This window comes from Pseudomonas sp. S150 (assembly GCF_004526365.1).
GTDB classification, from domain to species: domain Bacteria; phylum Pseudomonadota; class Gammaproteobacteria; order Pseudomonadales; family Pseudomonadaceae; genus Aquipseudomonas; species Aquipseudomonas putida_A.
Window position 1 is genome coordinate 39648 of record NZ_CP038207.1, and the last position, 26893, is coordinate 66540.

General features: G+C 62.1%; 24 protein-coding genes and 2 pseudogenes. 17 read left to right on the forward strand and 9 right to left on the reverse strand.

Features of this window, described 5'->3' with window-relative positions; genetic code table 11:
• Positions 1-257 precede the first annotated feature (257 nt).
• From E3Z29_RS00210 to pilG, 7 genes and pseudogenes are all read right to left on the reverse strand, one after another.
• On the reverse strand, positions 258-623 hold the full coding sequence (locus tag E3Z29_RS00210; protein WP_134784869.1) for a DUF6124 family protein: 366 nt from the start codon (positions 621-623) through the stop codon (positions 258-260).
• Positions 624-1154: 531 nt separating this feature from the next.
• Positions 1155-1625 (reverse strand): chemotaxis protein CheW, encoded by a 471-nt coding sequence (locus tag E3Z29_RS00215; RefSeq protein WP_003229084.1) that lies wholly within the window; start codon positions 1623-1625, stop codon positions 1155-1157.
• Positions 1618-7519 (reverse strand): annotated as a pseudogene (locus E3Z29_RS00220) (Hpt domain-containing protein). Before E3Z29_RS00220 ends, E3Z29_RS00215 begins: the two are co-directional and overlap by 8 nt.
• An 11-nt stretch (positions 7520-7530) precedes the next feature.
• Positions 7531-9587 (reverse strand): annotated as a pseudogene (locus E3Z29_RS00225) (methyl-accepting chemotaxis protein).
• A 200-nt stretch (positions 9588-9787) separates the two neighbouring features.
• Positions 9788-10327 carry a chemotaxis protein CheW gene (locus tag E3Z29_RS00230; RefSeq protein ID WP_007964098.1) on the reverse strand — a complete coding sequence of 180 codons (540 nt, stop codon included), beginning with the start codon at positions 10325-10327 and terminating at the stop codon, positions 9788-9790.
• A gap of 10 nt (positions 10328-10337) precedes the next feature.
• Positions 10338-10703 (reverse strand): twitching motility response regulator PilH, encoded by a 366-nt coding sequence (gene pilH / locus E3Z29_RS00235; protein ID WP_025109154.1) that lies wholly within the window; start codon positions 10701-10703, stop codon positions 10338-10340.
• A 59-nt stretch (positions 10704-10762) separates the two neighbouring features.
• Complete coding sequence (pilG, locus tag E3Z29_RS00240; protein ID WP_003229093.1) at positions 10763-11167, reverse strand: twitching motility response regulator PilG; 405 nt, start codon at positions 11165-11167, stop codon at positions 10763-10765.
• A gap of 225 nt (positions 11168-11392) precedes the next feature.
• On the opposite strand from pilG, the gene gshB reads away from it, so the two are divergent.
• From gshB to E3Z29_RS00275, 7 genes are all read left to right on the forward strand, one after another.
• A complete protein-coding gene (gene gshB, locus E3Z29_RS00245; RefSeq protein WP_095137531.1) occupies positions 11393-12364 on the forward strand; it encodes a glutathione synthase in 972 nt (323 codons plus the stop codon).
• Between the two features lie 107 nt (positions 12365-12471).
• Positions 12472-13371 carry an energy transducer TonB gene (locus tag E3Z29_RS00250; protein ID WP_007964106.1) on the forward strand — a complete coding sequence of 300 codons (900 nt, stop codon included), beginning with the start codon at positions 12472-12474 and terminating at the stop codon, positions 13369-13371.
• Positions 13372-13606: 235 nt separating this feature from the next.
• The gene (locus E3Z29_RS00255) at positions 13607-14179 is read left to right on the forward strand and encodes a YqgE/AlgH family protein (protein ID WP_097088974.1); all 573 of its coding nucleotides are present in this window, start codon (positions 13607-13609) and stop codon (positions 14177-14179) included.
• Positions 14179-14616, forward strand: coding sequence for a Holliday junction resolvase RuvX (ruvX, locus tag E3Z29_RS00260; RefSeq protein ID WP_003229101.1), 438 nt, complete (start codon positions 14179-14181; stop codon positions 14614-14616). Before E3Z29_RS00255 ends, ruvX begins: the two co-directional genes overlap by 1 nt.
• 81 nt (positions 14617-14697) lie before the next feature.
• Complete coding sequence (gene pyrR, locus E3Z29_RS00265; protein ID WP_027610583.1) at positions 14698-15204, forward strand: bifunctional pyr operon transcriptional regulator/uracil phosphoribosyltransferase PyrR; 507 nt, start codon at positions 14698-14700, stop codon at positions 15202-15204.
• A gap of 28 nt (positions 15205-15232) precedes the next feature.
• The gene (locus tag E3Z29_RS00270) at positions 15233-16237 is read left to right on the forward strand and encodes an aspartate carbamoyltransferase catalytic subunit (protein ID WP_003229107.1); all 1005 of its coding nucleotides are present in this window, start codon (positions 15233-15235) and stop codon (positions 16235-16237) included.
• Positions 16234-17505, forward strand: a complete 1272-nt coding sequence (locus tag E3Z29_RS00275; protein WP_098966064.1) for a dihydroorotase — start codon at positions 16234-16236, stop codon at positions 17503-17505. The genes E3Z29_RS00270 and E3Z29_RS00275 overlap by 4 nt, the downstream gene beginning before the upstream one ends.
• A 152-nt stretch (positions 17506-17657) precedes the next feature.
• On the opposite strand, the gene E3Z29_RS00280 is transcribed toward E3Z29_RS00275, so the two are convergent.
• The gene (locus E3Z29_RS00280; RefSeq protein WP_007964113.1) at positions 17658-18089 is read right to left on the reverse strand and encodes a TM2 domain-containing protein; all 432 of its coding nucleotides are present in this window, start codon (positions 18087-18089) and stop codon (positions 17658-17660) included.
• A gap of 248 nt (positions 18090-18337) precedes the next feature.
• Here E3Z29_RS00280 and E3Z29_RS00285 point away from each other — a divergent pair, with 248 nt between their 5' ends.
• Complete coding sequence (locus E3Z29_RS00285) at positions 18338-18964, forward strand: C40 family peptidase (RefSeq protein ID WP_003229112.1); 627 nt, start codon at positions 18338-18340, stop codon at positions 18962-18964.
• 132 nt (positions 18965-19096) lie between these two features.
• Here E3Z29_RS00285 and E3Z29_RS00295 read toward each other — a convergent pair whose 3' ends face one another.
• Positions 19097-20131 (reverse strand): type IV pilus twitching motility protein PilT, encoded by a 1035-nt coding sequence (locus E3Z29_RS00295; protein ID WP_003229114.1) that lies wholly within the window; start codon positions 20129-20131, stop codon positions 19097-19099.
• Positions 20132-20187: 56 nt separating this feature from the next.
• On the opposite strand from E3Z29_RS00295, the gene E3Z29_RS00300 reads away from it, so the two are divergent.
• The 9 genes from E3Z29_RS00300 (at position 20188) to hemW (ending at position 26867) form a co-directional block, all read left to right on the forward strand.
• Positions 20188-20874, forward strand: a complete 687-nt coding sequence (locus E3Z29_RS00300) for a YggS family pyridoxal phosphate-dependent enzyme (protein ID WP_134784871.1) — start codon at positions 20188-20190, stop codon at positions 20872-20874.
• A 28-nt stretch (positions 20875-20902) separates the two neighbouring features.
• Positions 20903-21721 carry a pyrroline-5-carboxylate reductase gene (gene proC / locus E3Z29_RS00305; RefSeq protein WP_098966067.1) on the forward strand — a complete coding sequence of 273 codons (819 nt, stop codon included), beginning with the start codon at positions 20903-20905 and terminating at the stop codon, positions 21719-21721.
• Positions 21722-21731: 10 nt separating this feature from the next.
• Positions 21732-22322: a YggT family protein gene (locus E3Z29_RS00310; protein WP_027610578.1), complete on the forward strand. Its 591-nt coding sequence runs from the start codon at positions 21732-21734 to the stop codon at positions 22320-22322.
• A complete protein-coding gene (locus E3Z29_RS00315; RefSeq protein WP_134784872.1) occupies positions 22319-22615 on the forward strand; it encodes a DUF167 domain-containing protein in 297 nt (98 codons plus the stop codon). The genes E3Z29_RS00310 and E3Z29_RS00315 overlap by 4 nt, the downstream gene beginning before the upstream one ends.
• Before the next feature lie 228 nt (positions 22616-22843).
• Positions 22844-23983 carry a homoserine O-acetyltransferase gene (locus tag E3Z29_RS00320; RefSeq protein WP_134784873.1) on the forward strand — a complete coding sequence of 380 codons (1140 nt, stop codon included), beginning with the start codon at positions 22844-22846 and terminating at the stop codon, positions 23981-23983.
• Between the two features lie 7 nt (positions 23984-23990).
• Positions 23991-24611 carry a methionine biosynthesis protein MetW gene (gene metW / locus E3Z29_RS00325; RefSeq protein ID WP_003229126.1) on the forward strand — a complete coding sequence of 207 codons (621 nt, stop codon included), beginning with the start codon at positions 23991-23993 and terminating at the stop codon, positions 24609-24611.
• A gap of 26 nt (positions 24612-24637) precedes the next feature.
• A complete protein-coding gene (locus tag E3Z29_RS00330) occupies positions 24638-25072 on the forward strand; it encodes a DUF4426 domain-containing protein (protein WP_027610575.1) in 435 nt (144 codons plus the stop codon).
• Positions 25069-25665: an RdgB/HAM1 family non-canonical purine NTP pyrophosphatase gene (rdgB, locus tag E3Z29_RS00335; RefSeq protein WP_134784874.1), complete on the forward strand. Its 597-nt coding sequence runs from the start codon at positions 25069-25071 to the stop codon at positions 25663-25665. The genes E3Z29_RS00330 and rdgB overlap by 4 nt, the downstream gene beginning before the upstream one ends.
• Positions 25662-26867, forward strand: coding sequence for a radical SAM family heme chaperone HemW (gene hemW, locus E3Z29_RS00340; RefSeq protein WP_134784875.1), 1206 nt, complete (start codon positions 25662-25664; stop codon positions 26865-26867). The genes rdgB and hemW overlap by 4 nt, the downstream gene beginning before the upstream one ends.
• Positions 26868-26893: the final 26 nt, after the last annotated feature.

Genomic DNA, 26893 nt, shown 5'->3' on the forward strand with positions numbered 1-26893 from the left:
AGCGCGGTGGTGAATCGTTACGCTCAGGGTAACGATCGAGGGCTGCCCTCACCCTAGCCCTCTCCCGGAGGGAGAGGGGACTGATTGGGGGATGCTCAAGGGTTACGTCGACCTGGGAGTGTTGTACTGAATCCGGAATTCACCAGGTTTACCAAATCCATAATCGACTCGGTTTTTCAGGTCGATGTACAACGCCAGACACCTCGGTCGGCCCCCTCTCCCTCCGGGAGAGGGCTGGGGTGAGGGTCGGCTTTTAATCACTCCGTCGGCACCAACCTATCCAACACCCGATTCACCGCCATCTCCGCCACCATCACCACCTGAGCAATGCCCTGCAGCGTCTTGCGGTGCGTGCCTTGCACCAGCGCCGCATGGTTGTTGAGCATGACCGTAGCGGAGCCGAGGGATTCGCTGGCGTCGGCCAGCAGGGATTCGCTGTCGGCGTCGGGGTTGGCCATATACAGCGTGTTGGGGGTGTAGGGCGTGGCCATGAGGTCGGGTTTTGGCGGGCCGAGGTAATGGTCGAGGGCGCGCTCGGCGGCTTCGTGGAATTTCTTTGATTCGGGGGCTTCGTAGGGGGATGCCGCATCTGTTGGCGGCGGACTTGGTGTTGGTTTAATCATTTTCAGGTTCCGAAATAAAGCTGGAACCGCTTCTCTGCTAAAAGAAGGGGTGGCAGCTGAACGCAGGTTAGCAGACCGGGGAACCTAAGGAAGCCGGCGCGCCGAAGCGCCCTGCGCACAGCCGCCATCGAATGCAGGCACTGAGCCTGACGATGATGTATGTGCACCCTTAGATTAACCACGGGCTGCTAAACCCGATCACTGGGAATCAGTGACGGGATCAAGTTACGCAGCCTGCCGAGGGCGCACAAGCCGGCGGATTCTGGTGCATGCGTAGGCAGCGGCGCAAGGATTTGTAGGCTGCTGACCGTAACCTTGGGTGTCCTTAAACAGCGGGGCTGAAGTGTGTTTATTGCGCTGTAGAGATTGAGGATTTGTCTGTCGGATTGAGGTGAGGCGACTGGCGCCTTCGCGAGCAAGCCCGCTCCCACAGGGGATTTATGGCGTACATAAAATCTGCATCCACTGAAGACCCACTGTGGGAGCGGGCTTGCTCGCGAAGAGGCCAGTCAGGCCACTGAAGACTCCGGATCAGTGGATAAGTCCGGCATCCACCAACAACTGCTCCAACCCCAACAAATCCGGCACCTTCGCCACCTGCTCCCCGACCTGCACCGCCGCCTGCTCCAGCGCACACAACGGCACATCGACATAACTCAACTGACTGTCGAGCTTGTACGAACGCGGGATCCCCTGCACCAGCAGCGCAATGAATTTCAGCTGCGGCAACCCACCGAGAGCGTTGAGGATGACGATCCGCGCGCGTTCGCCGATGACGATTTTCTGCCCGCAGGCTGACTCGAAACTCAGCAGCGGAATCTGCCGCTCTCGCCAGCTCACCCGACCCAGGTACCACGGCGGTGTGTCGAGGTCGAAGGCGCTGGCCTGGTAGTCGATCAGCTCGGCGACGGCGACGTTGGGCAGGATCAGGTTGCGGTCGGCCAGCGGCAGCAGCAGGCCGGTGAGTTGGCTGGTGCGCGCGTTGTGGCGGCGCTCATGCATGTTTCTTGCTCCAGTGGGCAATGCTTTCGAGCAGCACCGATTCCTGATACGGCTTGCCGAGGTAGTCGTTGACGCCGATGGCCATCGCGCGGTCGCGGTGTTTCTGCCCGGTGCGCGAGGTGATCATGATGATCGGCAGGTGTTGCAGACGTTCATCGTTACGCACCTGGGTGGCGACTTCGAAGCCGTCCATGCGCGGCATTTCGATGTCGAGCAGCATCAGGTCGGGCATGTGTTCTTCGAGCAGCAACATGGCGTCGACGCCGTCCTTGGCGGTCAGCACGTTCATGCCGTGGCGTTCGAGCAATCGGCTGGTGACCTTGCGCACGGTCACCGAGTCATCGACCACCAGCACCAGCAACGGCTTCTGCGGTTCGCTGTCGATTTCCGCCTGCGCCGGACGCTGTGCAACCCGCGCCTGCATCGCGCGGATCGGTGCGAGCAAGTCAAGAATCAGCACCACCCGGCCATCGCCGAGAATCGTCGCCCCGGACACGCCCTGCACCGCCGCGAACTGCGGGCCGAGGCTCTTGACCACGATCTCGCGAGTGCCGGCCATCGCATCGACCTGCACCGCGATGTGCCGGTCGTTGCACTGCACCAGCAGCACCGGCAGCGGCAGGCTCTGGCCGAGCAGTTTCGGCCGCGGCGCGGTTTTCAGCAGCTCGCCCAGGTAGCACAACTCATAGCGCTGGCCGGCGTAGTGGTAGCTTGGAGGATCGTTGCGAAAGTGCCCTTCCAGATCATTCGGCAGGACGCGGACGATGCCTTCGATGGTGTTCAGCGGAATCGCGTATTGATCCTCGCCGCATTGCACCATCAGCGCGCGGTTGACCGACACGGTGAACGGCAGACGAATGCGGAAGTGCACGCCCTGCCCCGGCACCGAGTCGATGCTCATGGTGCCGCCGAGCTGACGGACTTCTTCGTGAACCACGTCCATGCCGACGCCGCGCCCGGAAATCTGGGTGATCTTTTCCGCCGTGGAGAACCCCGGCTGCAGGATGAATTGCAGCACGTCGCGGTCGCTGATCTCGGCGTCCGGTGCCAGCAGGCCGCGCTTGATCGCCTTGCGCCGCACCGCTTCCAGCGGCACCCCGGCGCCATCGTCGCGAATATCGAAAACGATGTCGCCGCCCTCGCGGGTCAGGTCGAGGGTGATCGTGCCCTGCGCCGGTTTGCCCGCCGCCAGCCGCACTTCGGCCGACTCCAGGCCATGGTCGACGGCGTTGCGCAGCATGTGCTCCAGCGGCGCGGCCATGCGCTCCAGCACGTTGCGATCCATTTCGCCTTCGGCGTTGCCGATGATGAACGCGACGTCCTTGTTCAGCTCTTCGGCGACCTGCCGCACGATGCGTTTCAGGCGCGGCAGCATGCGTTCGAATGGCACCATGCGCGTGCGCATCAGGCCTTCCTGCAATTCGGTATTTGATCCGCCCCTGTTGCTGCAACAGGTTCTCGGCGTCGTGGTTACGGCGGTCGAGGGTTTCCTTGAGATCGAGCAGGTCGGAGGCGGATTCGAACAGCGCCCGCGACAGTTGCTGCAACTGCGAATGACGGTCCATTTCCAGCGGGTCGAATTCTTCGTAACCGAGGCGTTCGGCATCGACTTGCTGACGGCTGAGAATCCGCCCCTGGGTTTCGGTGTCGAGTCGGCGCAACTGATCGCGCATGCGTTCGATGGTGGTTTCCATCTCGTTCAGCGCGGTTTGCGCATCGCTGACTTGCTGCTCGATACGGCCACGGAAAATCGAGGTTTCGCCGGCCAGATTGACCAAGTCATCGAGCAGTTCGGCGGAGACCTTGACCATGTCCGCACCGGCATCAACGGCGGGCGCCGCAGGCTCGGTCTTGGCCGGAATCGGCAACGGCGGCGGTGTGTCCGGAGTCGCCGGGTGGCTGAAATTCTGGATCGCATTGATCAGCCGATCTGCTGGCGGGCACGGCTGTCCGGCACGCACGCCATCGAGCATCTGCGCCAATCGGTCATGCCCGCGCTGCACCAGCGCGAACAGTTCGGCGGACGGTTGCAGCACGCCGGTGGCGAGGCTTTCGTAAAGGTATTCGAGCTCATGGGCGAGGTCGCCGATCGGGCCGATCTCGACCATCCGCGCGCCGCCCTTGAGGGTGTGCAGATCGCGCAGCAGGGTTTCCACTTCCTGCCGATTGCCCGGCTCGGCCTGCCAGCGCAACAACGCCGCGCCGGAGCTTTCGATGATGTCGAAACCTTCTTCGAGGAAGATTTCCAGCAGTTCCGGATCATGCGCCGCGCTGTCGGGTACAGCCGTCGGCTGCGCCGTTTCGGCACTGCCGGACTGGCCCTGACGGAATTGGCGGATCGCTTCGATCAAGTCTTGCGCCGGGGTCAGTGGCTGATGGTTGTGCAACTGTTGAAGCAACTGCGCCAAGCGGTCGTGGCTCTTGTGCAGCAAGCGTCCGAGCAGCTCACTGTAGCTGTGGCGACGATCTACCAGACCTTCGTAAAGACTTTCCAGCTCATGGGCCAGATCGCCGATGGCATCGACCTCGGCCATCCGCGCGCCGCCCTTGAGCGTGTGTAAATCGCGCTGCAAAGAGGACAGCGGCGCAGCGTTGTCCGGGTCGCTCAACCAGCGCTGCAGGGCTTGCCCGGCACTGTCGAGAATGTCCACCGCTTCTTCGAGGAAGATCTCGACGATCTCGTCGTCCGGTGCGGTCTCGGCATTGGCGTGGGCGAGTTCGGCGGTCGCGGCGCCCAGTTCGCTGATGCTCAAGGTGCGGCTGCCGTCGCTGCGAATCAGCCCCATCGCCGTCGGATCGAGGCTTTCATCGAGCAGTTCGTGCAGGGCGCGAATGCGCTGCGGCTGTGGGGTGATTTCCTGACCGGCGGCCAGTTCGTCGAGCATGTTGATCAGCGCTTCGTGAGCGTTCTGCGCTTCGTGGAAGAACCTGTCGCTGACCGCCAGGCTGCTTTCTTCGACGGCGCCATAGAGGTCGAGCAAGGCTTCGCAGAGCACGTCCACCGGCAGCAGATCGGCGAGGTGTGCGCCTTCGCCAAGGGTGGTCAGTTCATCGAGTAGCGCGCTGAGTTCCTGACGCTCGCCGGGATGTTGCTGCCAGCGCTGCAACAGGCTTTCGGCGTCGAGCAGGATGTCCATGCCCTGGGCGAGGAAGTTGTTGATCAGTTGCGGATCGCGCTTGATCCGCAGGCCGGTGTTCGGCGCGTTGAGGATCGCTTCCAGGCGTTCGGCCAGCAGCGTTTCGGTGCGTTTGATCAGCGACTGCGCACCGACAATCGGTGCCAGCGGATCGTGCTTGAGCTGGCGCAGACCGACGCGGAACAGGCCTTCGGCTTCAAGGAGCAATTCCACTTCATCAAGATCCAGCGGCAACTGATGCGCCTTGAACTCGCGCGCCAGTTTATCCAGCGGCGCGGCCAGTTCGGCAATCGGCAACACGCCGGCCATCGACGCACTGCCCTTGAGCGTGTGCAAGGCGCGCTGCAATTCGTCGCTGGCCGGCAGCGGCACATGCTCGGCAGCCTGATCGAGGAAGCGGTTGAGGCTGGCGAGGTGGGTTTCGGCCTCGTTGCGGAAAATCTCCAGCAACAGCGGATCGAGGGCCGCCACATCATCGACGTCTTCGGCCGCCAGCGGCTCGACGCCTTTGGCCAGCGCATGCGCGCGGGCCGCCAGTTGATCGACATCGCTGCGCTGACGCTGGCGGTGCGTGGCGAATTCGCTGATCAGTTCCGGCAGCAGCAACACGGTGTCGGTGAGCAACTGCTGCACCTGCGCGCCGGGTTCGACGCTGCGTTCCAGCACGCGGTTGAGCAGGTTTTCCACGGCCCAGGCCAGCTCGCCAAGGATCAACGCGCGCACCATGCGCCCGCTGCCCTTCAAGGTGTGAAAGGCGCGGCGCAGTTCGGTCAGGGCGGCGCGGTCATGAGTGTCGGCCGACCAGCGCGGCAGGTATTCGTGCAGGACTTCGAGGACTTCGTCGGTCTCTTCGAGGAACACTTCGCGCAGTTCATCGTCCACCGGTTCTTCATCGACCGGCGGCGGCATCAGGCTGCCGGGGGTGATCAAGGCCGGCGGATTGACCGCCGACACCGGGCTGGCCAGCACATCGGCCAGCGACTGCACGGTCTCGGGGTCATCCAGCGCTTGCAGATCCTGCATCACCAGCGCTTCGCTGGGGCTGAGCACATCATCAAGCAGCGGCACGTGCGGCTCATGTGGAAAGAAACCCAGGCTGGCCAGGCTCTTTTGTGCGACGTCCAGCAGTTGTTCATTCGGCGCTTGGGGGTCGTTGCTCAAGCGTTCGAGGTAATACTCGAGGCTGGTGATGACGTCGGCGAGATGATCCAGTTGCTGCCAGCCCGGCTCGTGCGGATCGAGCAGCAAATGCTCGCGAATGAAGCTGTTGCAGGCTTCGACCAGACTCGCCGCCCGGCTCAACTGAATCATCGCCAGCGCACCGCGCACCTGGGTCAGCAGTTCCGGCAACGGTTGCAGTTGCTGGCGATCCCAGTCGGCGTCGATGTAATCGACGATCATGTCCTTGGCCTGTTGCAGGCAGATGCGTGCTTCCTTGATCACGATCTGATGAATCTGCGTCAGGTCGGTGGTCGGCAGGCGCGCGTCTTCGGGGCTTTCCGGCTCGACGGTGCCGACCATCCCGGCGAGGTTGGCTTCGACGTAAAGCAGCGCGCCGGCAACGTCCATCAGGGTCGCGTCATTCGGTTCGCGCTGGCCCTGAGCGAGGCTGAGGACCACCGCCAGTTGATCGATGATGACTTTGCGCGGCTGGCCGAAACCGAGCACCGCGAGGGTGTCGGCGATCTGTCGCAACGGCGCCAGCAGGCTCTCCAGGTCGGAGGTGTGCTGACGGTCGCTACGCACGAACAGGTCGAGGCGTTCCTTGACCCGCACCAGTTCTTCGCACAATGCCGCCAGCACCGAGCGCATCGCATCGCGGTCGGGACCGGCCAGACGCGCACGTTCTTCGTCGACCATCGCGCTGTCGGGCAACGCGTCGTCCAGGGAGTAGCGATCTTTCATGGTCAGCATCTGCCCGGTGGGATGTTCGGCTTTGGCAATATAGAACAGCAGGCTTTTCAGCAACTCCGGCGGGGGCGGCTGATTGAGGCCGCGCGGGCCTTGTTCGAGCAGGCGCTTGAGTTCCTTGTCGGCGTCCTTGAACAGGCTGCGCAGCGCCGGGCTGTTGGCGATGGCGCCTTCGCGCATGCCTTCGACCAGCGCGGAAGCGACCTGCCACAGCGGGCTCAGGGGCGCATCGGCGCTGAGCGCTTCGAGGCGCTGGAAAACTTTCGCCAGGTATTCGAGGTGGGTCTGGTCATCCTGCTCGCGCAGCAACCCGACCAGCGCCATTTGCAGCATCTGGCGCAACTTGCGCAGCACGTTGGGCCACTCGGCCGGCTCGAGCGCGGCCAGGGCTTCTGCGCTCAACGGCGGCAAGTCCGGCAGTGGCGGGCTGAACAGGCTGGTTTCCGAGAGCAGGCTGTCGCCGCGGGCACTGCGCAGATCGTTGATCAGCGGCAGCACCACCAGCGGCAAGTCGCGGCGGGCGCTCTGCACCCGATCGAGATAGATCGGCAATTGCCCAAGGGCTTGCAGCAGCAAGTGCAGGGCTTCATCGCGATGGGCGACGCGCCCCTGCTGCAAGGCTTCGACCAGATGCTCCATTTCTTCGGCGAGCAACGCCGCGCCGTAGAACTCGACCATCTGCAAACTGCCGTGCACCTGATGGATATAGGCCAGACACTCATCCAGCCCCGGCGCGGCCTGCGGGTCATCGAGCACGGCTTCAATCGCCTGATGCGCCTGTTTCAGCGTTTCGGCAATTTCACCCTTGACCCATTCGAGGGCCACGTAGTCGTGCCGGTCACCCATAACCACTCCACTCACGCCTTGTCCGTCGCGGACGCCGACGGCAAGGTGAAACCGGATACCGAACGGCGCAGCTGACTGGCCATTTTCGCCAGGTTGCCGATGCTCTCGGCGGTGGCGGTCGAGCCGGACGAGGTCTGCGTGGTGATCTGCTGGATCACGTTCATCGTCAGCGAGATCTGCCCGGCCGACGAGGTCTGCTGCTGCGCCGCGTTGGAGATGCTTTGAATCAACGCGGCGAGGGTTTTCGAAACGCCTTCGATTTCTTCCAGAGCCACCCCGGCATCCTGCGCCAGTCGCGCGCCGCGCACCACTTCGGTGGTGGTCTGCTCCATGGAAATCACCGCTTCGTTGGTGTCGGTCTGAATCGCCCGCACCAGGGTTTCGATCTGCCGGGTGGCGGCGGACGAACGTTCGGCCAACCGCTGCACTTCGTCGGCGACCACGGCAAAGCCGCGCCCGGCATCCCCGGCCATCGAGGCCTGAATCGCCGCGTTGAGCGCGAGGATGTTGGTCTGGTCGGCAATGTCGTCGATCAGGCTGACGATGTCGCCGATTTCCTGCGACGACTCACCCAGACGCTTGATGCGTTTGGCGGTGTCCTGAATCTGTTCGCGGATGTTGTCCATGCCGTGGATGGTGTTGTGCACCACCTCGTTGCCCTTGTTGGCGATTTCCACCGAGCGCTCGGCCACCGCCGAGGATTCAGCGGCGTTGGCCGAGACCTGATCGATGGACTGAGCCATGTCGCTGATCGCGGTCGAGGCTTCGGAAATCTGCTGCGCCCCTGATGTTCCGAGGCCTGGGCCAGGTGCATGGCGGTGGCCTGGGTTTCCTGCACGGCAGCGGCGACCTGGCCGGCGGTGAGGTTGATGGTGGCGACCAGATCGCGCAGTTGGTCGACCGAGTAGTTGATCGAATCGGCGATGGTCCCGGTGAAGTCTTCGGTCACCGAGGCGGTTACGGTCAGGTCACCGTCGGCGAGGTCTTCGATCTCGTCGAGCAGGCGCATGATCGCGTTCTGATTGCGTTCGTTCTTCTCGGCGGTCTCGCGCAACTGGCGGTTGGTTTCACGAACCATGACCATGCCGATCAGGATGATCGAAGCCAGCGCCAGCAAGCCCAGCACGTAGCCGCCAATGGTGTCGGTGTTGCGCCCGCCGGCAAGGTTTTCGAAACCGCTGGCGAGGTGCGAGGCTTCGTCGAGCAGGGTCTGCGACAGGCTGAAGATATTGCTCGCCGACTCCCGGACCTTGAACAGCTCCGGCGAGGTTTCGAGGATTTCGTCCACCGAGCCGGAGACGAACTGGAACAGCTCGGAAATTTCACTCAGCCGCGCACGGGCATCACGGTCTTCGACCTGGCTGATTTTCAGGGTCGGGTTGCCCTGCAACATGCCGTTGAGCACCTGGCCGAAACGGGTGGCATCGCGGCCAAACGCATCGGCAGCCTGCTGCGAGTTTTCGTCACCGGCCAGCACGGTGTTGACCGCACCGAGGATGCGCTCGGCCAGCAGCGATTGGCGTTGGGCCATCGCCACCTGCGCTGCCGGCGCGCCGCGCTGCAGGAGGATCTCGACGACTTTTTCGTATTCGATCTGCAACTGCGGCACGGTTTCAGCCAGGGTCGCGGCGACCTGATGCAGCGAGAGCACGGTCTGCTCGCTGGAGAGAATCGCGTCGGTGTTTTTCAGCAGGCGTTCCCAATCCAGCTGCACCGCGCGCATTTCCGGGCGCACGGTGGCCGGCGCGGGTGGCAGGCCGGTGGCCGGGTCGCCCTTCTTCAGGTAACCCCAGCGCTGGGCAAAATCATTGCGCGCATCGCTCAGCAGCTTGAACGCTGCCGACTTCCCGGCGGCGGCTTCGGTGGCGTTCTTGGCGATGCGTTGCGACAGCACGCGCAGCTCACCGGCGTGGCCGATGTACTGCTTGTCGTAGTTGGCCTGGGTGTTGAGGTAGGCGAAGTTGGCGAACAGCAGCATGATGAACACGATCAGTGCGATGAACAGCACGATGATCTGCGAGCGACTGCGCGACCCTTCCGCCGATTTGCCTGTTTTTGCCTTTGTCATCGGTCCTCGCCTATGAAACCTGCCACGGTCCACTGTGGGATTTGTGGTGAGAGGATTTATCCCCGATGGGTCGCGCAGCGGCCCCAACACTGAGTTGTATCTGGCACATCGCGAATGCAGGTTTTGGGTTGGCTTAGCCAACCATCGGGGATAAATCCCCTCGCCACAAACCCCCACCCCATAGATATCTGGTGCTTCGGCTATATCGCGACGCTCATGAACACCGGCGATTTGGCCAGCGCAAACAGGCTGAACACCCGCCAGTTCTGCTCACGCCGGAAATAGCCTTTGACGAACTCGGCCTTGGAACCCTGGCGTTTGCTGATCGAGATCGGTTCGAAGCTGTCCTGCTCGAAGTGCTGCAGACCGAACACCTCATCCACCAGCAACCCGGCGAACACATCGTTGTGCTCCACCACCAACACACGCCGCTGCTTGCGCAGCGGCGACAGCTCGTGACCGAAAAAGCCGCACAGGTCCATGATCGGCAGCAAGCGCCCACGCAGGTTAGCCACCCCTTTGACCCACGGCTTGACCCCGGGCAACTGAGTGCAGCGCGGTTCGTGCAGCACTTCGCTGACTTCGCCCATCGGCGTCACGTACCAATGCTCGCCGAGGCGAAAACCGATGCCGCTCCAGCGATCCTGACGGCCGGGCTGCGACGGCAGGTCCGCCGCCAGCAGACGGCAGCGCTGGTCGATCTGCCACAGCAGCTCGAACGCGGTCAGCGACTGGTTCATGGCCGCGCGATCAACCGGCCAGCACGTTGTTCAGGGTCTTGATCAGCATGTCTTCTTCGACCGGTTTGGTCAGGTAATCCTTCGCGCCCTGGCGCGTGCCCCAAACCTTGTCGGTTTCCTGATCCTTGGTGGTGATGATGATCACCGGGATGTGGCTGGTCTCGGCATCCTTGGTCAGTTGCCGGGTGGCCTGGAAGCCGTTGAGGCCGGGCATGACGATGTCCATCAGCACGGCGTCGGGTTTTTCCTGACGGGCCAGGGCCACGCCGTCGGCGCCGTTTTCGGCCTTGAGCACTTCATGGCCGTGCTTTTCCAGCATGCCGGTGAGTTTGTACATTTCAGTCGGCGAATCATCGACGATCAGGATACGTGCCATGGTCTTCCCCATTTTTCTTGTCGACTCCCGGCCCGCTGGCCGAGCGTCACTGTACGTGTCTACTGCGGCAAAACGGCGGCGAAGCCCGGAACATGGGCCTGAATCGCGTCAAGCAGCTCTTCCTTGCTGAAAGGCTTGGTCAAAAATTGATCAGAACCGACAATCCGCCCCTTGGCCTTGTCGAACAGCCCGTCACGCGACGACAGCATGATCACCGGCGTGGCCTTGAACGCACTGTTGTTCTTGATTAAAGCGCAGGTCTGATAACCATCCAGACGCGGCATCATGATGTCGACAAAAATGATCCCGGGGTGGTGGTCGGCGATCTTCGCCAAAGCGTCGAAACCGTCGATCGCCGTGATGACTTCGCAGCCCACATTTTTCAACAGCGTTTCGGCGGTGCGACGAATCGTTTTCGAGTCATCGATCACCATGACCTTCAAGGCGCTGGACTGCTGTTCCATAAGAGGGCTCTACCGTCGCCTTTGCGAATCAAATTGTCCGTTTTGCGATGAGTAATGGCTGGAAACCCTTGATGCTCAAGGGCCAGCACGCTATGCCAGCCTTTTTAGCACAGTCTCCATAAGCAATCTATCGACGGGTTTTTCCTTGACCGAAAACCCGCCCGGCGCCACTCTGGCGGCACTTTTTCAATACCGATCCGGTAGCCAATTTTCGAGGAAAACCCAATGAGCGTTCGCGTCGGGATTGTCATGGACCCTATCGCCAGCATTTCCTATAAAAAGGATAGCTCGCTGGCCATGCTGCTGGCCGCGCAGAAACGTGGCTGGGAACTGTTCTACATGGAGCAGCGCGACCTGTATCAGGCCGAAGGTCAGGCCCGGGCGCGCATGAAGCCGCTGAAAGTCTTCGCCAACCCGGAAAAATGGTTCGAACTGGACGCCGAGCAGGACAACCTGCTGAGTGATCTGGACGTGATCCTGATGCGCAAGGATCCACCGTTCGACATGGAGTTCGTCTACTCCACCTACCTGCTGGAACAGGCTGAAACCGCCGGTGTGCTGGTAGTCAACAAACCGCAGAGCCTGCGCGACTGCAACGAAAAACTGTTCGCCACGCTGTTCCCGCAGTGCACCCCGCCGACCATCGTCAGCCGCCGCGCCGATGTGCTGCGTGAATTCGCCGCCAAGCATGGCGACGTAATCCTCAAGCCGCTGGACGGCATGGGTGGCACTTCGATTTTCCGCCACCGCGCCGGCGACCCGAACCTGTCGGTGATTCTGGAAACCCTGACCGCCCTCGGCAACCAGCAGATCATGGGCCAGGCCTACCTGCCGGCGATCAAGGACGGTGACAAGCGCATCCTGATGATCGACGGCGAGCCGGTGGATTACTGCCTGGCGCGAATTCCGGCTCAAGGCGAAACCCGTGGCAACCTCGCGGCCGGTGGTCGTGGTGAAGCGCGGCCGCTGACTGACAAGGATCGCTGGATTGCCGCGCAAGTCGGCCCGACTCTGCGCGAGAAAGGCCTGCTGTTCGTTGGCCTCGATGTGATCGGCGAAAACCTCACCGAAATCAACGTCACCAGCCCGACCTGCATCCGCGAGATCGACAATGCTTTCGGTACCGACATCGGCGGCATGCTGATGGATGCCATCGACAAGAAGCTGCAAGCCGCCGGCAAAAAGCCGCAAGCTTGACGTGTGTCACATGCAGCTTGTCGCTTGAAGCGTGAAGCCCAAGGCGCGAAACCAACATTGCGTTATCATGCGCAGCCTCTGAAAAACGCGATGTTGGTTTTCTTGTCATGACCCTCCCGTCCGATCTGCCCGCAGAACTCGCCCACCGTGGCGTGCGCCCGGCCGATCGCCTCGGATTTACCCTGTTTCTCGCGGCGCTGATTCATTTGGCGCTGCTGCTTGGCGTTGGCTTCACCATGGTCGAGCCCAAGCAGATCAGCAAAACCCTGGAAATCACCCTCGCCACCTTCAAGAGCGAAACCAAGCCGAAAAAGGCTGACTTCCTCGCTCAGGAAAACCAGGAAGGCAGCGGCACCCTCGACAAGAAGGCGATTCCCAAGACCACCGAGGTCGCGCCGTTCCAGGACAATCAGGTCAAGAAGGTCACCCCGCCCCCGGCCGCCAAACCGGAAGTACGCGAAGCGGCGCCCAAGGCTGCGGTGACCACCGTGGCGCCGAAACAGCAAAAGGCGCCGACCAAGAAAGAAGAAACCAAAACCGAGACCAAACCCGCGGTCAACGCGCCGACATTCGACAGCTCGCAGTTGTCCAGCGACATCGCCAGCCTCGAAGCGGAACTGGCCAACGAACAACAGTTGTACGCCAAGCGCCCGCGGATTCACCGCTTGAGCGCCGCCTCGACCATGCGCGACAAGGGCGCCTGGTACAAGGACGACTGGCGCAAGAAGGTCGAGCGCATCGGCAACCTCAATTACCCGGAAGAAGCGCGGCGCAAGCAGATTTACGGCAACCTGCGCCTGATGGTCTCGATCAACCGCGATGGCTCGCTGTATGAAGTGCTGGTGCTGGAATCGTCCGGCCAGCCGTTGCTGGATCAGGCGGCGCAGCGCATCGTCCGGCTGGCGGCACCGTTTGCGCCGTTTACCGGCGATCTGTCGGATATCGACCGACTGGAAATCATCCGCACCTGGAAATTCGCCCGGGGCGACAAGCTCTCCAGCAACTGACCGCCGGCATACAGGTTTTTTGTGGTGAGGGGATTTATCCCCGATCCGCTGCGAAGCAGTCGCAAAACCAGCATGCGCGGTATGTCAGGCATATCACGTCAATGGATTCAGGGCCGCTTCGCGCCCCATCGGGGATAAATCCCCTCACCACAAAGGTTCAGCTTCAACAATGGATCTGCGTTGTTCTCTGATCGTCAGCTTGTCAGTTTGCCCCTACGACGCCACACTATCGCTCATGAAAAACGTCAGCCCCAGCTACCTCAAGCATCACTTCCTGATCGCCATGCCGCACATGGCCGACCCGAACTTTGCCCACACCTTGACCTACATCGTCGAGCACACGGCCAATGGCGCCATGGGGCTGGTGGTCAATCGACCGCAAGAGCTGAATCTGGCTGACATCCTCGAGCAATTGCGCCCGGACATCGACCCGCCAGCGCTGTGCCAGCATGTGCCGATCTTCATTGGTGGCCCGGTGCAGACCGATCGCGGCTTCGTCCTGCACCCGGCGGGCAAGACCTTTCAGGCCACCGTTGAGCTGGACGGTGATCTGGCACTGTCCACCTCGCAGGACGTGCTGTTCGCCATCGCCGACGGCGTAGGCCCGGCGAAAAGCGTAATCACCCTTGGTTATGCCGGTTGGGAAGCCGGGCAACTGGAGGCCGAACTGGCCGACAACGCCTGGCTGACCTGCCCGTACGACGCCGACATCCTGTTCAACACCAGCAGCGAGCTGCGTCTGGAAGCGGCGGCACGGCATCTGGGGATCAACCTCAGCCTGCTGACCAGTCAGGCGGGGCACGCCTGATGGCCCTGCGCCTGATTCTCGGCTTCGACTACGGCACCAAACAGATCGGCGTTGCGGTCGGCCAGGTGATTACCGGCCAGGCCCGCGAGCTGTGCACCCTGAAAGCGCAGAACGGCGTGCCCGACTGGAATCAGGTCGAAGCGCTGTTCAAGGAATGGAAACCCGACGCCGTGGTGGTCGGCCTGCCGCTGAACATGGACGGTACGCCCAGCGAGATGTGCCTGCGCGCGGAGAAATTCGCCCGCCGTCTCAATGGCCGCTTCAATGTGCCCTTCTATACCCACGACGAACGCCTGACCACCTTTGAAGCCAAGGGTGAGCGACTGGTGCGCGGCGGGCAGAAAGGCAGTTACCGCGACAACCCGGTGGACGCCATCGCCGCCGCCCTGCTGTTGCAGGGCTGGCTCGATGAAAACACTGCATTGTTTGAATCCTGACAAGCGCTTCGGCGCTTTTCTTTTGGTTATAAACCCAGCCGCGTCCGGCAGGACGCGGCTCGGAATCACGAAGGAGCAACCATGAGCCTGCCCAATCCCGCCGATCTGATCAGCCAGATGGCGACCCGCCTCAAGGCGCACCTTGCACAGCGTGATATCAGCGAACCGCGTTACATCGGCATCCGCACTGGCGGCATCTGGGTCGCGCAGGCCTTGCTCAAAGAATTGGCCAGCGACGCACCGTTGGGCACGCTGGATGTTTCCTTCTACCGCGACGACTTCAGCCAGAACGGCCTGCACCCGCAAGTGCGCCCCTCGGCCCTGCCCTTCGAGATCGAAGGCCAGCACCTGGTGCTGATCGATGACGTATTGATGAGCGGCCGGACCATCCGCGCCGCCATGAACGAACTGTTCGACTACGGCCGCCCGGCCAGCGTGACCCTGGTCTGCCTGCTCGACCTGGACGCCGGCGAGCTGCCGATCCGCCCGAACGTGGTGGGTGCGACCCTGTCGCTGGCCGCCAATGAGCGGGTCAAGCTGTCCGGCCCGGAGCCGCTGACGCTCGAACTGCAAGACCTGAATTCCTAACCCGCCCTTATTGAGAGTCCCCCTCGCGATGACGCCTCTAGATACCAAGCGCCCGCTGCAGCTCAATGATCAGGGCCAGCTGCGCCACTTCCTCTCGCTCGATGGCCTGCGCCGCGAGTTGCTGACGGAAATCCTCGACACTGCCGACTCGTTCCTCGAAGTCGGTGCCCGGGCGGTGAAGAAGGTCCCGTTGCTGCGCGGCAAGACCGTGTGCAACGTGTTCTTCGAAAACTCCACCCGCACCCGCACCACCTTCGAACTGGCGGCCCAGCGGCTGTCGGCGGACGTGATCACCCTGAACGTGTCGACCTCGTCGGCCAGCAAAGGTGAAACCCTGCTCGACACCCTGCGCAATCTCGAAGCGATGGCCGCCGACATGTTCGTGGTGCGCCACGGTGACTCCGGCGCCGCACACTTCATCGCCGAACACGTCTGCCCGCAGGTGGCAATCATCAACGGCGGCGACGGCCGTCACGCGCACCCGACCCAAGGCATGCTCGACATGCTCACCATCCGTCGGCACAAGGGCGGTTTCGAAAACCTCTCGGTGGCGATCGTCGGCGACATCCTGCACTCGCGGGTGGCGCGCTCGAACATGCTCGCCCTGAAGACCCTCGGCTGCCCGGACATCCGCGTGATCGCGCCGAAGACCCTGCTGCCGATCGGCATCGAGCAGTACGGCGTCAAGGTCTACACCGACATGAACGAAGGCCTGAAGGACGTCGACGTGGTGATCATGCTGCGCCTGCAGCGTGAGCGCATGACCGGCGGCCTGCTGCCGAGCGAAGGCGAGTTCTACCGCCTGTTCGGCCTGACCACCGCGCGTCTGGCCGGGGCCAAGCCCGATTGCATCGTCATGCACCCGGGGCCGATCAACCGTGGGGTAGAGATCGAGTCGGCGGTGGCCGACGGCCCGCATTCGGTGATCCTCAATCAAGTCACCTACGGCATCGCCATCCGCATGGCCGTGCTGTCGATGGCCATGAGCGGGCAAACAGCGCAACGTCAATTCGAGCAGGAGAACGCCCAGTGAAGCTCAGCATTCTCGGCGCCCGCGTCATCGATCCAAGCAGCGGCCTGGATCAAATCACCGACATTCACGTTGAAGCCTGCAAGATCGTCGCCCTCGGCGCCGCACCGGCCGGTTTCACCGCTGTGGAAACCATCGACGCCAGCGGTCTGGTTGCAGCACCGGGCCTGGTCGACCTGAACGTCGCCCTGCGCGAGCCGGGCTACAGCCGCAAAGGCAGCATCGCCAGCGAAACCCGCGCGGCGGCGGCTGGCGGCGTGACCAGCCTGTGCTGCCCACCGAAGACCAAACCGGTGCTCGACACTTCGGCCGTGGCCGAACTGATCCTCGACCGCGCCCGCGAGGCCGGCAACACCAAGGTGTTTCCGATTGGCGCGCTGAGCAAAGGGCTGGATGGCGAGCAACTGGCAGAACTGGTGGCGCTGCGCGACGCCGGGTGTGTGGCGTTCGGCAACGGTCTGGAGAGTTTCCGCAACACCCGCACCCTGTGCCGGGCATTGGAATACGCGGCGACCTTCGACCTGACAGTGATTTTCAATTCGCAGGATCACGATCTGGCGGATGGCGGTCTGGCCCATGAAGGCGCGGTCGCCAGTTTCCTCGGTCTGCCGGGGATTCCGGAAACCGCTGAGACCGTGGCTCTGGCTCGCGATCTGCTGCTGGTCGAGCAGACCGGCGTGCGCGCGCACTTCAGCCAACTGACCAGCGCGCGCGGCGTGGCTCTGATCGCTCAGGCGCAGGCCCGTGGCTTGAAGGTCACGGCGGATGTCGCCCTGTATCAGTTGATCCTCACCGATGAAGCGCTGATCGACTTCAGCAGCCTGTATCACGTGCAACCGCCGCTGCGCACCCGCGCCGACCGCGATGGCCTGCGCGAAGCGGTGAAATCCGGGGTGATTTCGGCGATTTCCAGCCATCACCAACCGCATGAGCGCGACGCCAAACTGGCACCGTTCGGCGCGACCGAGCCGGGCATCAGCAGTGTGGAGTTGCTGCTGCCGCTGGCGATGACGCTGGTTGAGGATGGTTTGCTGGATCTGCCGACCCTGCTGGCGCGCCTGAGTGCCGGGCCTGCGGATGCACTGCGTCTGCCGGCGGGCAAACTGGCGGTGGGCGGTGCGGCGGATATCGTGCTGTTCGATCCGAAAGCGTCCACCGTGGCCGGTGAAGGCTGGCTGTCGAAGGGCGAGAACTGCCCGTTCCTCGGTCACACCCTGCCGGGGGTGGTGCGTTACACCTTGGTGGATGGGCGGATCAGCCACCAGGCGTAACCGGCTGCTGAGGGACATTGTGGCGAGGGGATTTATCCCCGATGGGCTGCGCAGCAGCCCTCAATCTACAACCGCGGTGATTCAGTTCCTCCGCGGTTGAATGTTTTAGGGCCGCTACGCGCCCCATCGGGGATAAATCCCCTCGCCACAGGTTACTGAAAAGCGCCGCGATTCTGCGCGTTACGCACCGAGACCTGATCATTCAGTGTCCAGAAGTCATACAGCACACCAATAAAGAACAACCCGCCGGTCAGCAGATACAGCAACCCGCTGATCCACTTGCCCTGGTACATCCGGTGCACGCCGAAAACGCCCAGGAACGTCAGCAGAATCCACGCCACGTTATATTCGATCGGCCCTGCGGTGAAACGCAGATCCGCCTCGCGATCCATTGCCGGGATCAGGAACACGTCGATCAGCCAGCCAATGCCCAGCAGACCGAAGGTGAAGAACCAGATCGTCCCGGTCACCGGCTTGCCGTAATAGAAGCGGTGAGCGCCGGTGAAACCAAAAATCCACAGCAGATACCCGATGATTTTGCTGTGCGTATCCTGCGGTGCAGCAACCTGCTGATAGCGGTTCATGAAGACCTCGATTCACTCGATAGATAAATTTTCTTTAATTCTTTGTGACTTTTTTACATGTAGCCGACGTACGGCAAATGTTACCGTGTCGTCCGTCAAAGCCTTATAGCACCGGACTTCTGTCCGACAATTGCGTCCGTTTGCCGCTTGTTTGGTTCCGTTGCCCTCCGATGGAATCGACCAACGGCCTCGGAAGGGACAAAAAAGCTGTTATAAAGTTGCGCGCTAACACATAAGAGCCACGCCTAATGCGACCATTTTTCAAGACATGGCTAACTATTTGCCTATTAATGCCACTGGCCGCCCACGCCACCAATCGTGAGCAACGTCTTCCCAACGTTAACGGTTTCACCCCTAAATCCCATGCTTCGGCTCCTTCGAGCAAGAGCAGCAAACAAACGAAACACACCACGCTCGCCAGCAAGAATCACGGCAAGCTGGTGCCACCGATGGCCAACAAGGAAAGCAGCAACGTCCTGAGCCGTGCGGTGAACGTCCTCGGTACTCCCTACCGTTGGGGCGGCAGCAGCCCAAGTAAAGGCTTCGACTGCAGCGGGCTGGTGAAATATGCGTTCAACGACGCCACGTTCGACCTGCCACGCACCTCCAACGCGATGGCCAGCGGGCATGGCGAAAAAGTCGAACGCAAGGATCTGAAGCCGGGCGACCTGATTTTCTTCAACATCAAGAGCCGTCGGGTCAACCACGTTGCCATCTACCTGGGCAACGACCGCTTCATCCACGCACCACGCCGTGGCAAAGCGGTGAGCATCGATACGCTGAACAAGCCGTACTGGGAACAGCATTACGTGGTTGCCAAGCGTGTGCTGCCGAAAGAACCGGCTGGCAAACAGATGCGCGTGGTTCAGCGCTGAGTCGACTGATCCGGAATCTGCTCAAGCAGTACTGACCCCTTCGCGAGCAAGCCCGCTCCCACATTGGAATGCATTCGAATGTGGGAGCGGGCTTGCTCGCGAAGAGGCCAGTGAAAGCAACACAAGCCTCTCTTAAAAATTATCCGGCGTACGCGCCTTTTCCCGCGCATGCTCGCGGCTGATCAAGCCCTTGGTCACCAGCTCCTTCAGGCACATGTCGAGTGTCTGCATCCCCAACGACCCTCCGGTCTGAATCGCCGAATACATTTGCGCCACCTTGTCCTCGCGGATCAGGTTCCGGATCGCCGACGTTCCCAGCATGATCTCGTGGGCCGCGACCCGCCCGCCGCCGATCTTCTTGATCAGCGTCTGCGACACCACGGCCAGCAACGACTCCGAAAGCATCGAGCGGACCATGGACTTCTCGTCCCCGGGGAACACATCGACAACACGGTCGATGGTCTTGGCGGCGGACGTCGTGTGCAGCGTGCCGAACACCAGATGCCCGGTCTCAGCGGCAGTCAGTGCGAGGCGAATGGTTTCCAGGTCGCGCATCTCGCCAACCAGAATCACGTCCGGGTCTTCGCGCAGTGCCGAGCGCAGCGCCGTGGCGAAGCTGCGGGTATCGCGATGGACTTCGCGCTGATTGATCAGGCATTTGCGCGATTCGTGGACGAACTCGATCGGGTCTTCGATGGTGAGGATGTGGTGGTGACGATGGGTGTTGAGGTAATCGATCATCGCCGCCAACGTGGTGGATTTGCCGGACCCGGTCGGCCCGGTCACCAGCACCAGCCCGCGCGGCGCATCGGTGATCTTGCGAAAGACATCGCCCATGCCGAGGTCTTCCATGCTCAGCACTTTCGAGGGAATGGTGCGGAACACCGCGCCGGCGCCCCGGTTCTGGTTGAACGCGTTGACCCGAAAGCGCGCCACGCCGGGGACTTCGAACGAGAAATCCGTTTCGAGGTGTTTCTCGAAGTCGACCCGCTGGGTGTCGTTCATGATGTCGTAGATCAATTCGTGCACTTGCTTGTGATCCAGCGCCGGCAGATTGATCCGCCGCACATCGCCATCGACGCGGATCATCGGCGGCAGACCGGCCGACAGGTGCAGGTCGGAAGCGCCCTGTTTGGCGCTGAACGCCAGCAGTTCAGTGATATCCATAGCGTCCCTCAATTCCAGTAGAATGCCGCGAACCTTCAGACCGCCGGCGCCTCTTGATGTCCACGATAGCAGACAACATCCAACTGGTTAGTTCGCGCATCCAGGCTGCCACCGCAGCGGCCGGGCGCAGTGAAAACAGCGTGCAGTTGCTGGCGGTCAGCAAGACCAAACCCGCACAAGACCTGCGTGAAGCCCATGCCGCCGGCCTGCGTGACTTCGGTGAGAATTATCTGCAGGAAGCCTTGGGCAAACAGCTCGAACTGGCCGACCTGCCCTTGATCTGGCACTTCATCGGCCCCATTCAATCGAACAAGACTCGCGCCATCGCCGAGCATTTCGACTGGGTGCACTCCGTGGATCGCCTGAAAATCGCCCAACGCCTGTCCGAGCAGCGCCCGACCGAGCTGCCGCCGCTGAACATATGCATTCAGGTCAACGTCAGTGGTGAAGCCAGCAAGTCCGGCTGCACCCCGGCCGACCTGCCGGCGCTGGCCGAAGCCATCAGCGCCCTGCCCCGGCTGAAACTGCGCGGGCTGATGGCGATTCCCGAGCCGACCGAAGATCGCGCCGAACAAGATGCCGCTTTTGCTGCCGTGCAACGTTTGCAGGCCAGCCTGAATCTGCCGCTCGACACACTTTCCATGGGTATGAGCCACGACCTCGAGTCGGCCATCGCCCAAGGCGCCACCTGGGTGCGGATCGGTACCGCCCTGTTTGGCGCCAGAGATTACGGTCAGCAATGACCGACAGCCATCTGAAAAAGGACCTGACATGAGCAACACACGCATTGCCTTTATCGGTGCCGGCAACATGGCCGCCAGCCTGATCGGCGGCCTGCGGGCCAAGGGTCTGCAAGCCAGCCACATCCGCGCCAGCGATCCGGGCGAAGAGACCCGCCAACGCGTCAGCGCCGAACACGGCATCGAAACCTTCGCCGATAACGCCCAGGCCATCGACGGCGTCGACGTGATCGTACTGGCGGTCAAGCCACAGGCGATGAAAGCCGTGTGCGAAGCCATCCGCCCAAGTCTGAAACCGCAGCAACTGGTGGTGTCGATCGCCGCCGGCATCACTTGCGCGAGCATGACCGCATGGCTCGGCGAGCAGCCGATCGTGCGCTGCATGCCGAACACCCCGGCACTGCTGCGCCAGGGCGTCAGCGGCCTGTACGCCACCAGCGAAGTGACCGCCGAACAGCGTCAGCAGGCTGAAGAGCTGCTGTCCGCCGTGGGTATCGCGCTGTGGCTGGACGAAGAGCAGCAACTCGATGCGGTGACCGCCGTCTCCGGTTCCGGCCCGGCGTACTTCTTCCTGCTGATCGAAGCGATGACCGCCGCTGGCGTCAAACTCGGCCTGCCAAAGGAAATCGCCGAGCAACTGACCCTGCAAACGGCTCTGGGCGCCGCGCACATGGCGGTATCCAGCGATGTCGACGCTGCCGAGCTGCGCCGCCGCGTGACCTCGCCAAATGGCACCACAGAGGCCGCGATCAAATCATTCCAGGCTAACGGCTTCGAAGCCCTGGTAGAAAAAGCACTCGGCACCGCCGCGCACCGCTCGGCCGAAATGGCCGAACAACTGGGCAAATAAGGAGCCTTACATGATTGGATTGAACACCGCAGCGGTTTACGTGCTGCAAACCCTCGGCAGTCTGTACCTGCTGATCGTGCTGTTGCGCTTCGTCCTGCAACTGGTGCGCGCAAACTTCTACAACCCGCTGTGCCAGTTCGTGGTCAAGGCTACCCAGCCACTGCTCAAGCCACTGCGCCGGATCATCCCGAGCATCTTCGGCCTCGACATGTCTTCGCTGGTGCTGGCGATTCTGGTGCAACTGGCCCTGATGGCCCTGACCCTGCTGCTGACCTACGGCACCACCGGCAACCCGCTGCAACTGTTCATCTGGTCGATCATCGGCGTCACCGCGCTGTTCCTGAAGATTTTCTTCTTCGCCCTGATCATCAGCGTGATCCTGTCGTGGGTCGCCCCGGGCAGCCACAACCCGGGCGCTGAACTGGTGAACCAGATCTGCGAGCCGGCGCTGGCACCGTTCCGCAAGATTCTGCCGAACCTCGGCGGTCTGGACCTGTCGCCGATTTTCGCCTTCCTGGCGCTGAAGCTGATCGACATGCTGGTGATCAACAACCTCGCGGCGATGACGATGATGCCGGAAATCCTGCGCTTGCTGATGTGAGCTGGTTCCGCTGGGACGGGGACGATCTGATCCTCGAATGTCACCTGCAACCGGCAGCCCGCAGCGATGATTTCGCCGGGCTGCACGGTGACCGCCTGAAGATCCGCCTCACCGCGCCGCCGGTCGAGGGCAAGGCCAATGCGTATCTGATGGGCTTTCTGGCCAAGGCGTTTGGGGTTTCCAAGAGCCAGGTCAACTTGCTCAGCGGCGAGTTGAACCGGCAGAAACGGGTGAAGATCTGTTCGCCGAAGAAGCTGCCGGAGTTGCCAGGGTTGTTTGGGCGCTTGTCTTGAGTTTTGCGGCGTCTGTACCCCTCACCCCAGCCCTCTCCCCCTGGAGAGGGAGCCGATCCAGGGTGTTTTCAGAAACTGAGTTCAGCCCGGATAGATCAGGTCGGTGTAGCTCAAAAGAACACATCGGTCGGTCCCCTCTACCTCTGGGAGAGGGCTAGGGTGAGGGCCGCTTGCCGCTAACCCCCCCGGTCTTTAGACTTACGCCTCATTTCAACGAGAGCAGGGTCGATGCCAGCTGCCTTTCCCCCCGATTCTGTTGGTCTGGTGACGCCGCAAACGGCGCACTTCAGTGAACCTCTGGCTCTGGCCTGTGGCCGTTCGCTGCCCGCCTACGACCTGATCTACGAAACCTACGGCACGCTGAACGCACAGGCGAGCAACGCCGTGCTGATCTGCCACGCCTTGTCTGGTCATCATCACGCTGCCGGCTATCACAGCCCCGACGACCGCAAGCCCGGTTGGTGGGACAGCTGCATCGGCCCCGGCAAACCGATCGACACCAATAAGTTCTTCGTGGTCAGCCTGAACAATCTGGGCGGCTGCAACGGCTCCACCGGCCCGAGCAGTATCAACCCGGAGACCGGCAAGCCATTCGGCGCAGATTTCCCGGTGCTCACCGTCGAAGACTGGGTGCACAGTCAGGCGCGTCTGGCCGATCGGCTCGGCATCCGCCAGTTCGCCGCCGTGATCGGCGGCAGCCTCGGCGGCATGCAGGCGTTGCAATGGACCATCACCTACCCGGAGCGCGTGCGCCACTGCCTGGCCATCGCCTCGGCCCCCAAGCTGTCGGCGCAGAATATCGCCTTCAACGAAGTGGCGCGCCAGGCGATCCTTACCGACCCGGAGTTCCACGGTGGTTCGTTCCAGGAACAAGGGGTGATCCCCAAGCGCGGGCTGATGCTGGCGCGGATGGTCGGACACATCACCTACCTGTCCGACGACTCGATGGGCGAGAAATTCGGCCGCGGCCTGAAGAGCGAAAAGCTCAACTACGACTTCCACAGCGTCGAGTTCCAGGTCGAAAGCTACCTGCGCTATCAGGGTGAAGAATTCTCCGGGCGTTTCGATGCCAACACTTATCTGTTGATGACCAAAGCCCTGGACTACTTCGATCCGGCGGCCAACTTCGACGATAACCTGGCGAAAACCTTCGAGAACGCCACCGCCAAGTTCTGTGTGATGTCGTTCACCACCGACTGGCGCTTCTCCCCGGCCCGCTCGCGGGAGCTGGTGGACGCGCTGATGGCGGCACGCAAAGACGTCAGCTATCTGGAAATCGATGCACCCCAGGGCCACGACGCCTTCCTGATTCCGATCCCGCGCTATCTGCAGGCGTTCGGCAATTACATGAACCGAATTACGGTGTGAACAAGCCATGAGAGCTGATCTGGAAATCATCCAGGAATGGATCCCCGCCGGCAGCCGCGTGCTCGACCTCGGTTGCGGCGACGGCGAACTGCTGACCTGGCTGCGCGACAACAAGAACGTCACCGGTTATGGCCTGGAAAACGACGCCGACAACATCGCCGAGTGCGTGGCCAAGGGCATCAACGTCATCGAGCAGGACCTGGACAAGGGGCTGGGCAACTTCGCCAGCAACAGTTTCGACATCGTCGTCATGACCCAGGCCCTGCAAGCCGTGCACTACCCGGACAAGATCCTCGACGAGATGCTGCGGGTCGGTCGCCAGTGCATCATCACCTTCCCCAACTTCGGTCACTGGCGCTGCCGCTGGTACCTGGCGAGCAAGGGCCGGATGCCGGTGTCGGAGTTTCTGCCGTACACCTGGTACAACACGCCGAACATTCACTTCTGCACCTTCGAAGACTTTGAAGAACTTTGTCGCGAACGTGACGCGAAGGTCATTGATCGGCTTGCCGTGGATCAACAGCACCGCCACGGGTGGGCCAGTAAGCTATGGCCTAATCTGTTAGGTGAGATTGGTATCTACCGCGTCAGCAGCCCGGTGCTTGCAGATCATCGGGTCGCGGTCTGAACCACGACATTTCGAGGAGAACGATCATGGGTCGCTTGATTACTGTGCTATTGGCCGCCTGCCTGAGTCTGTCGGCGGTGGCCGCCGATGCCATCAAGGGCGAACGCAAGGAAGTGTTCGGCGACGTTACCGTGCACTACAACACTTTCAACTCGACCTTCCTGACACCCGACATCGCCAAAGCAGCCGAGCTGATCCGCAGCAAGAACCAGGGCGTGATCAATGTCTCGGTGATCAAGGACGGCAAACCGCTGATCGCCAACGTCACCGGCACGGTCAAAGACCTGACCAGCCAGAGCGTGCCGCTGAACTTCCGCCAGGTCACCGAACAGGGCGCGATCTACTACATCGCCCAGTACCCGGTGGAGCAGCAGGAAACCCGCACCTTTGAAATCAAGGTGCAGAACGGTGACAAGATCAACACCATCAACTTCAACCAAGAACTCTTTCCCGGCGAATGATGAACCTCACGCAACTCGTACTGGCCAGCCATAACGCCGGCAAACTCAAGGAACTCCAGGCCATGCTCGGCGACTCGGTGCAACTGCGCTCGATCGGCGAATGGAGCAAGGTCGAACCGGAGGAAACCGGTCTGTCGTTCGTCGAGAACGCGATCCTCAAGGCGCGCAATGCCGCGCGCATCTCCGGCCTGCCGGCGCTGGCCGACGACTCGGGTCTGGCGGTGGATTTCCTCGGCGGTGCACCGGGCATCTACTCGGCGCGCTATGCCGACGGCAAGGGCGATGCGGCGAACAACGCCAAACTGCTCGAGGCCCTCAAAGACGTGCCGCAAGCCGAGCGCGGCGCGCAGTTCGTCTGCGTGCTGGCACTGGTGCGGCATGCCGATGATCCGCTGCCGATTCTCTGCGAAGGCCTGTGGCACGGGCGCATCCTGACCGCCGCCAGCGGCGAGCACGGTTTCGGCTACGACCCGCTGTTCTGGGTGCCGGAGCGAGACGTGTCCAGCGCCGAACTGAGCCCGGCCGACAAGAACCAGATCAGCCACCGCGCCCGTGCAATGGATCTGCTGCGCCAGCGTCTGGGCCTGAAATGACCCACAGCCACCCCGCGTCGTCGCTGATCATCGGCGGCGCCGCCTCTTCGCCTCGGGCGCCGCTGCCTACGCTACCGCCTCTGGCGCTGTACATCCACATTCCGTGGTGTGTGCGCAAATGTCCGTATTGCGATTTCAACTCGCACACCGCCAGCCCGGTGCTGCCGGAAGAGGAATACGTCGACGCGTTGCTGGCCGATCTCGATCAGGACCTGCACGCGGTGTATGGCCGTGAAATCAGTTCGATCTTCTTCGGTGGCGGTACGCCGAGCCTGTTCAGCGCCGAAGCGCTCGGACGCCTGCTCAAAGGTGTCGAGCAGCGCATCCCGTTTGCGCACGACATCGAGATCACCCTGGAAGCCAATCCCGGCACCTTCGAGCAAGAGAAGTTCGTTGCGTATCGCAAGCTCGGGATCAATCGCCTGTCGATCGGCATCCAGAGCTTCCAGCAGCAGAAACTCGAAGCCCTCGGGCGCATCCATAACGGCGACGAAGCGGTGCGCGCGGCGGGAATGGCGCGCCAGGCCGGGTTCGACAACTTCAACCTCGACTTGATGCACGGCCTGCCCGATCAGTCGCTGGACGATGCCTTGAGCGACCTGCGTCAGGCCATCGAACTGAAACCGACGCACATCTCCTGGTATCAGCTGACACTGGAGCCGAACACGGTGTTCTGGAACCAGCCGCCGGTGCTGCCGGAAGACGACACGCTGTGGGACATTCAAGAAGCCGGGCAAGCGCTGCTCGCCGCGCACGGTTACGCGCAATACGAAGTCTCGGCCTATGCCCAGCCCGGGCGGCCGGCGCGGCACAACCTCAATTACTGGAGTTTCGGCGACTTCATCGGCATCGGTGCTGGCGCCCACGGCAAGCTCAGTCATCCGGACGGGCGCATCGTCCGCACCTGGAAGACACGCCTGCCGAAGGACTATCTCAACCCAGCCAAGAGTTTCCAGGCCGGCGAGAAAGCCCTGAGCAATGACGAGATGCCGTTCGAGTTCCTGATGAACGCCCTGCGGCTGACTGCCGGGGTGGAATCACGCCTGTATCCCGAACGCACCGGCCTGCCGCTGGAAAGTCTCGCCGAACACCGCCGCGAGGCCGAACAAAGTGGCCTGATGCAGGTCGAACCGTCACGTCTGGCGGCCACCGAGCGCGGACAACTGTTTCTCAACGACTTGCTGCAGAAATTTCTGAGCTGAGCCCTAACGGCCGCCCCAAGGAAAAC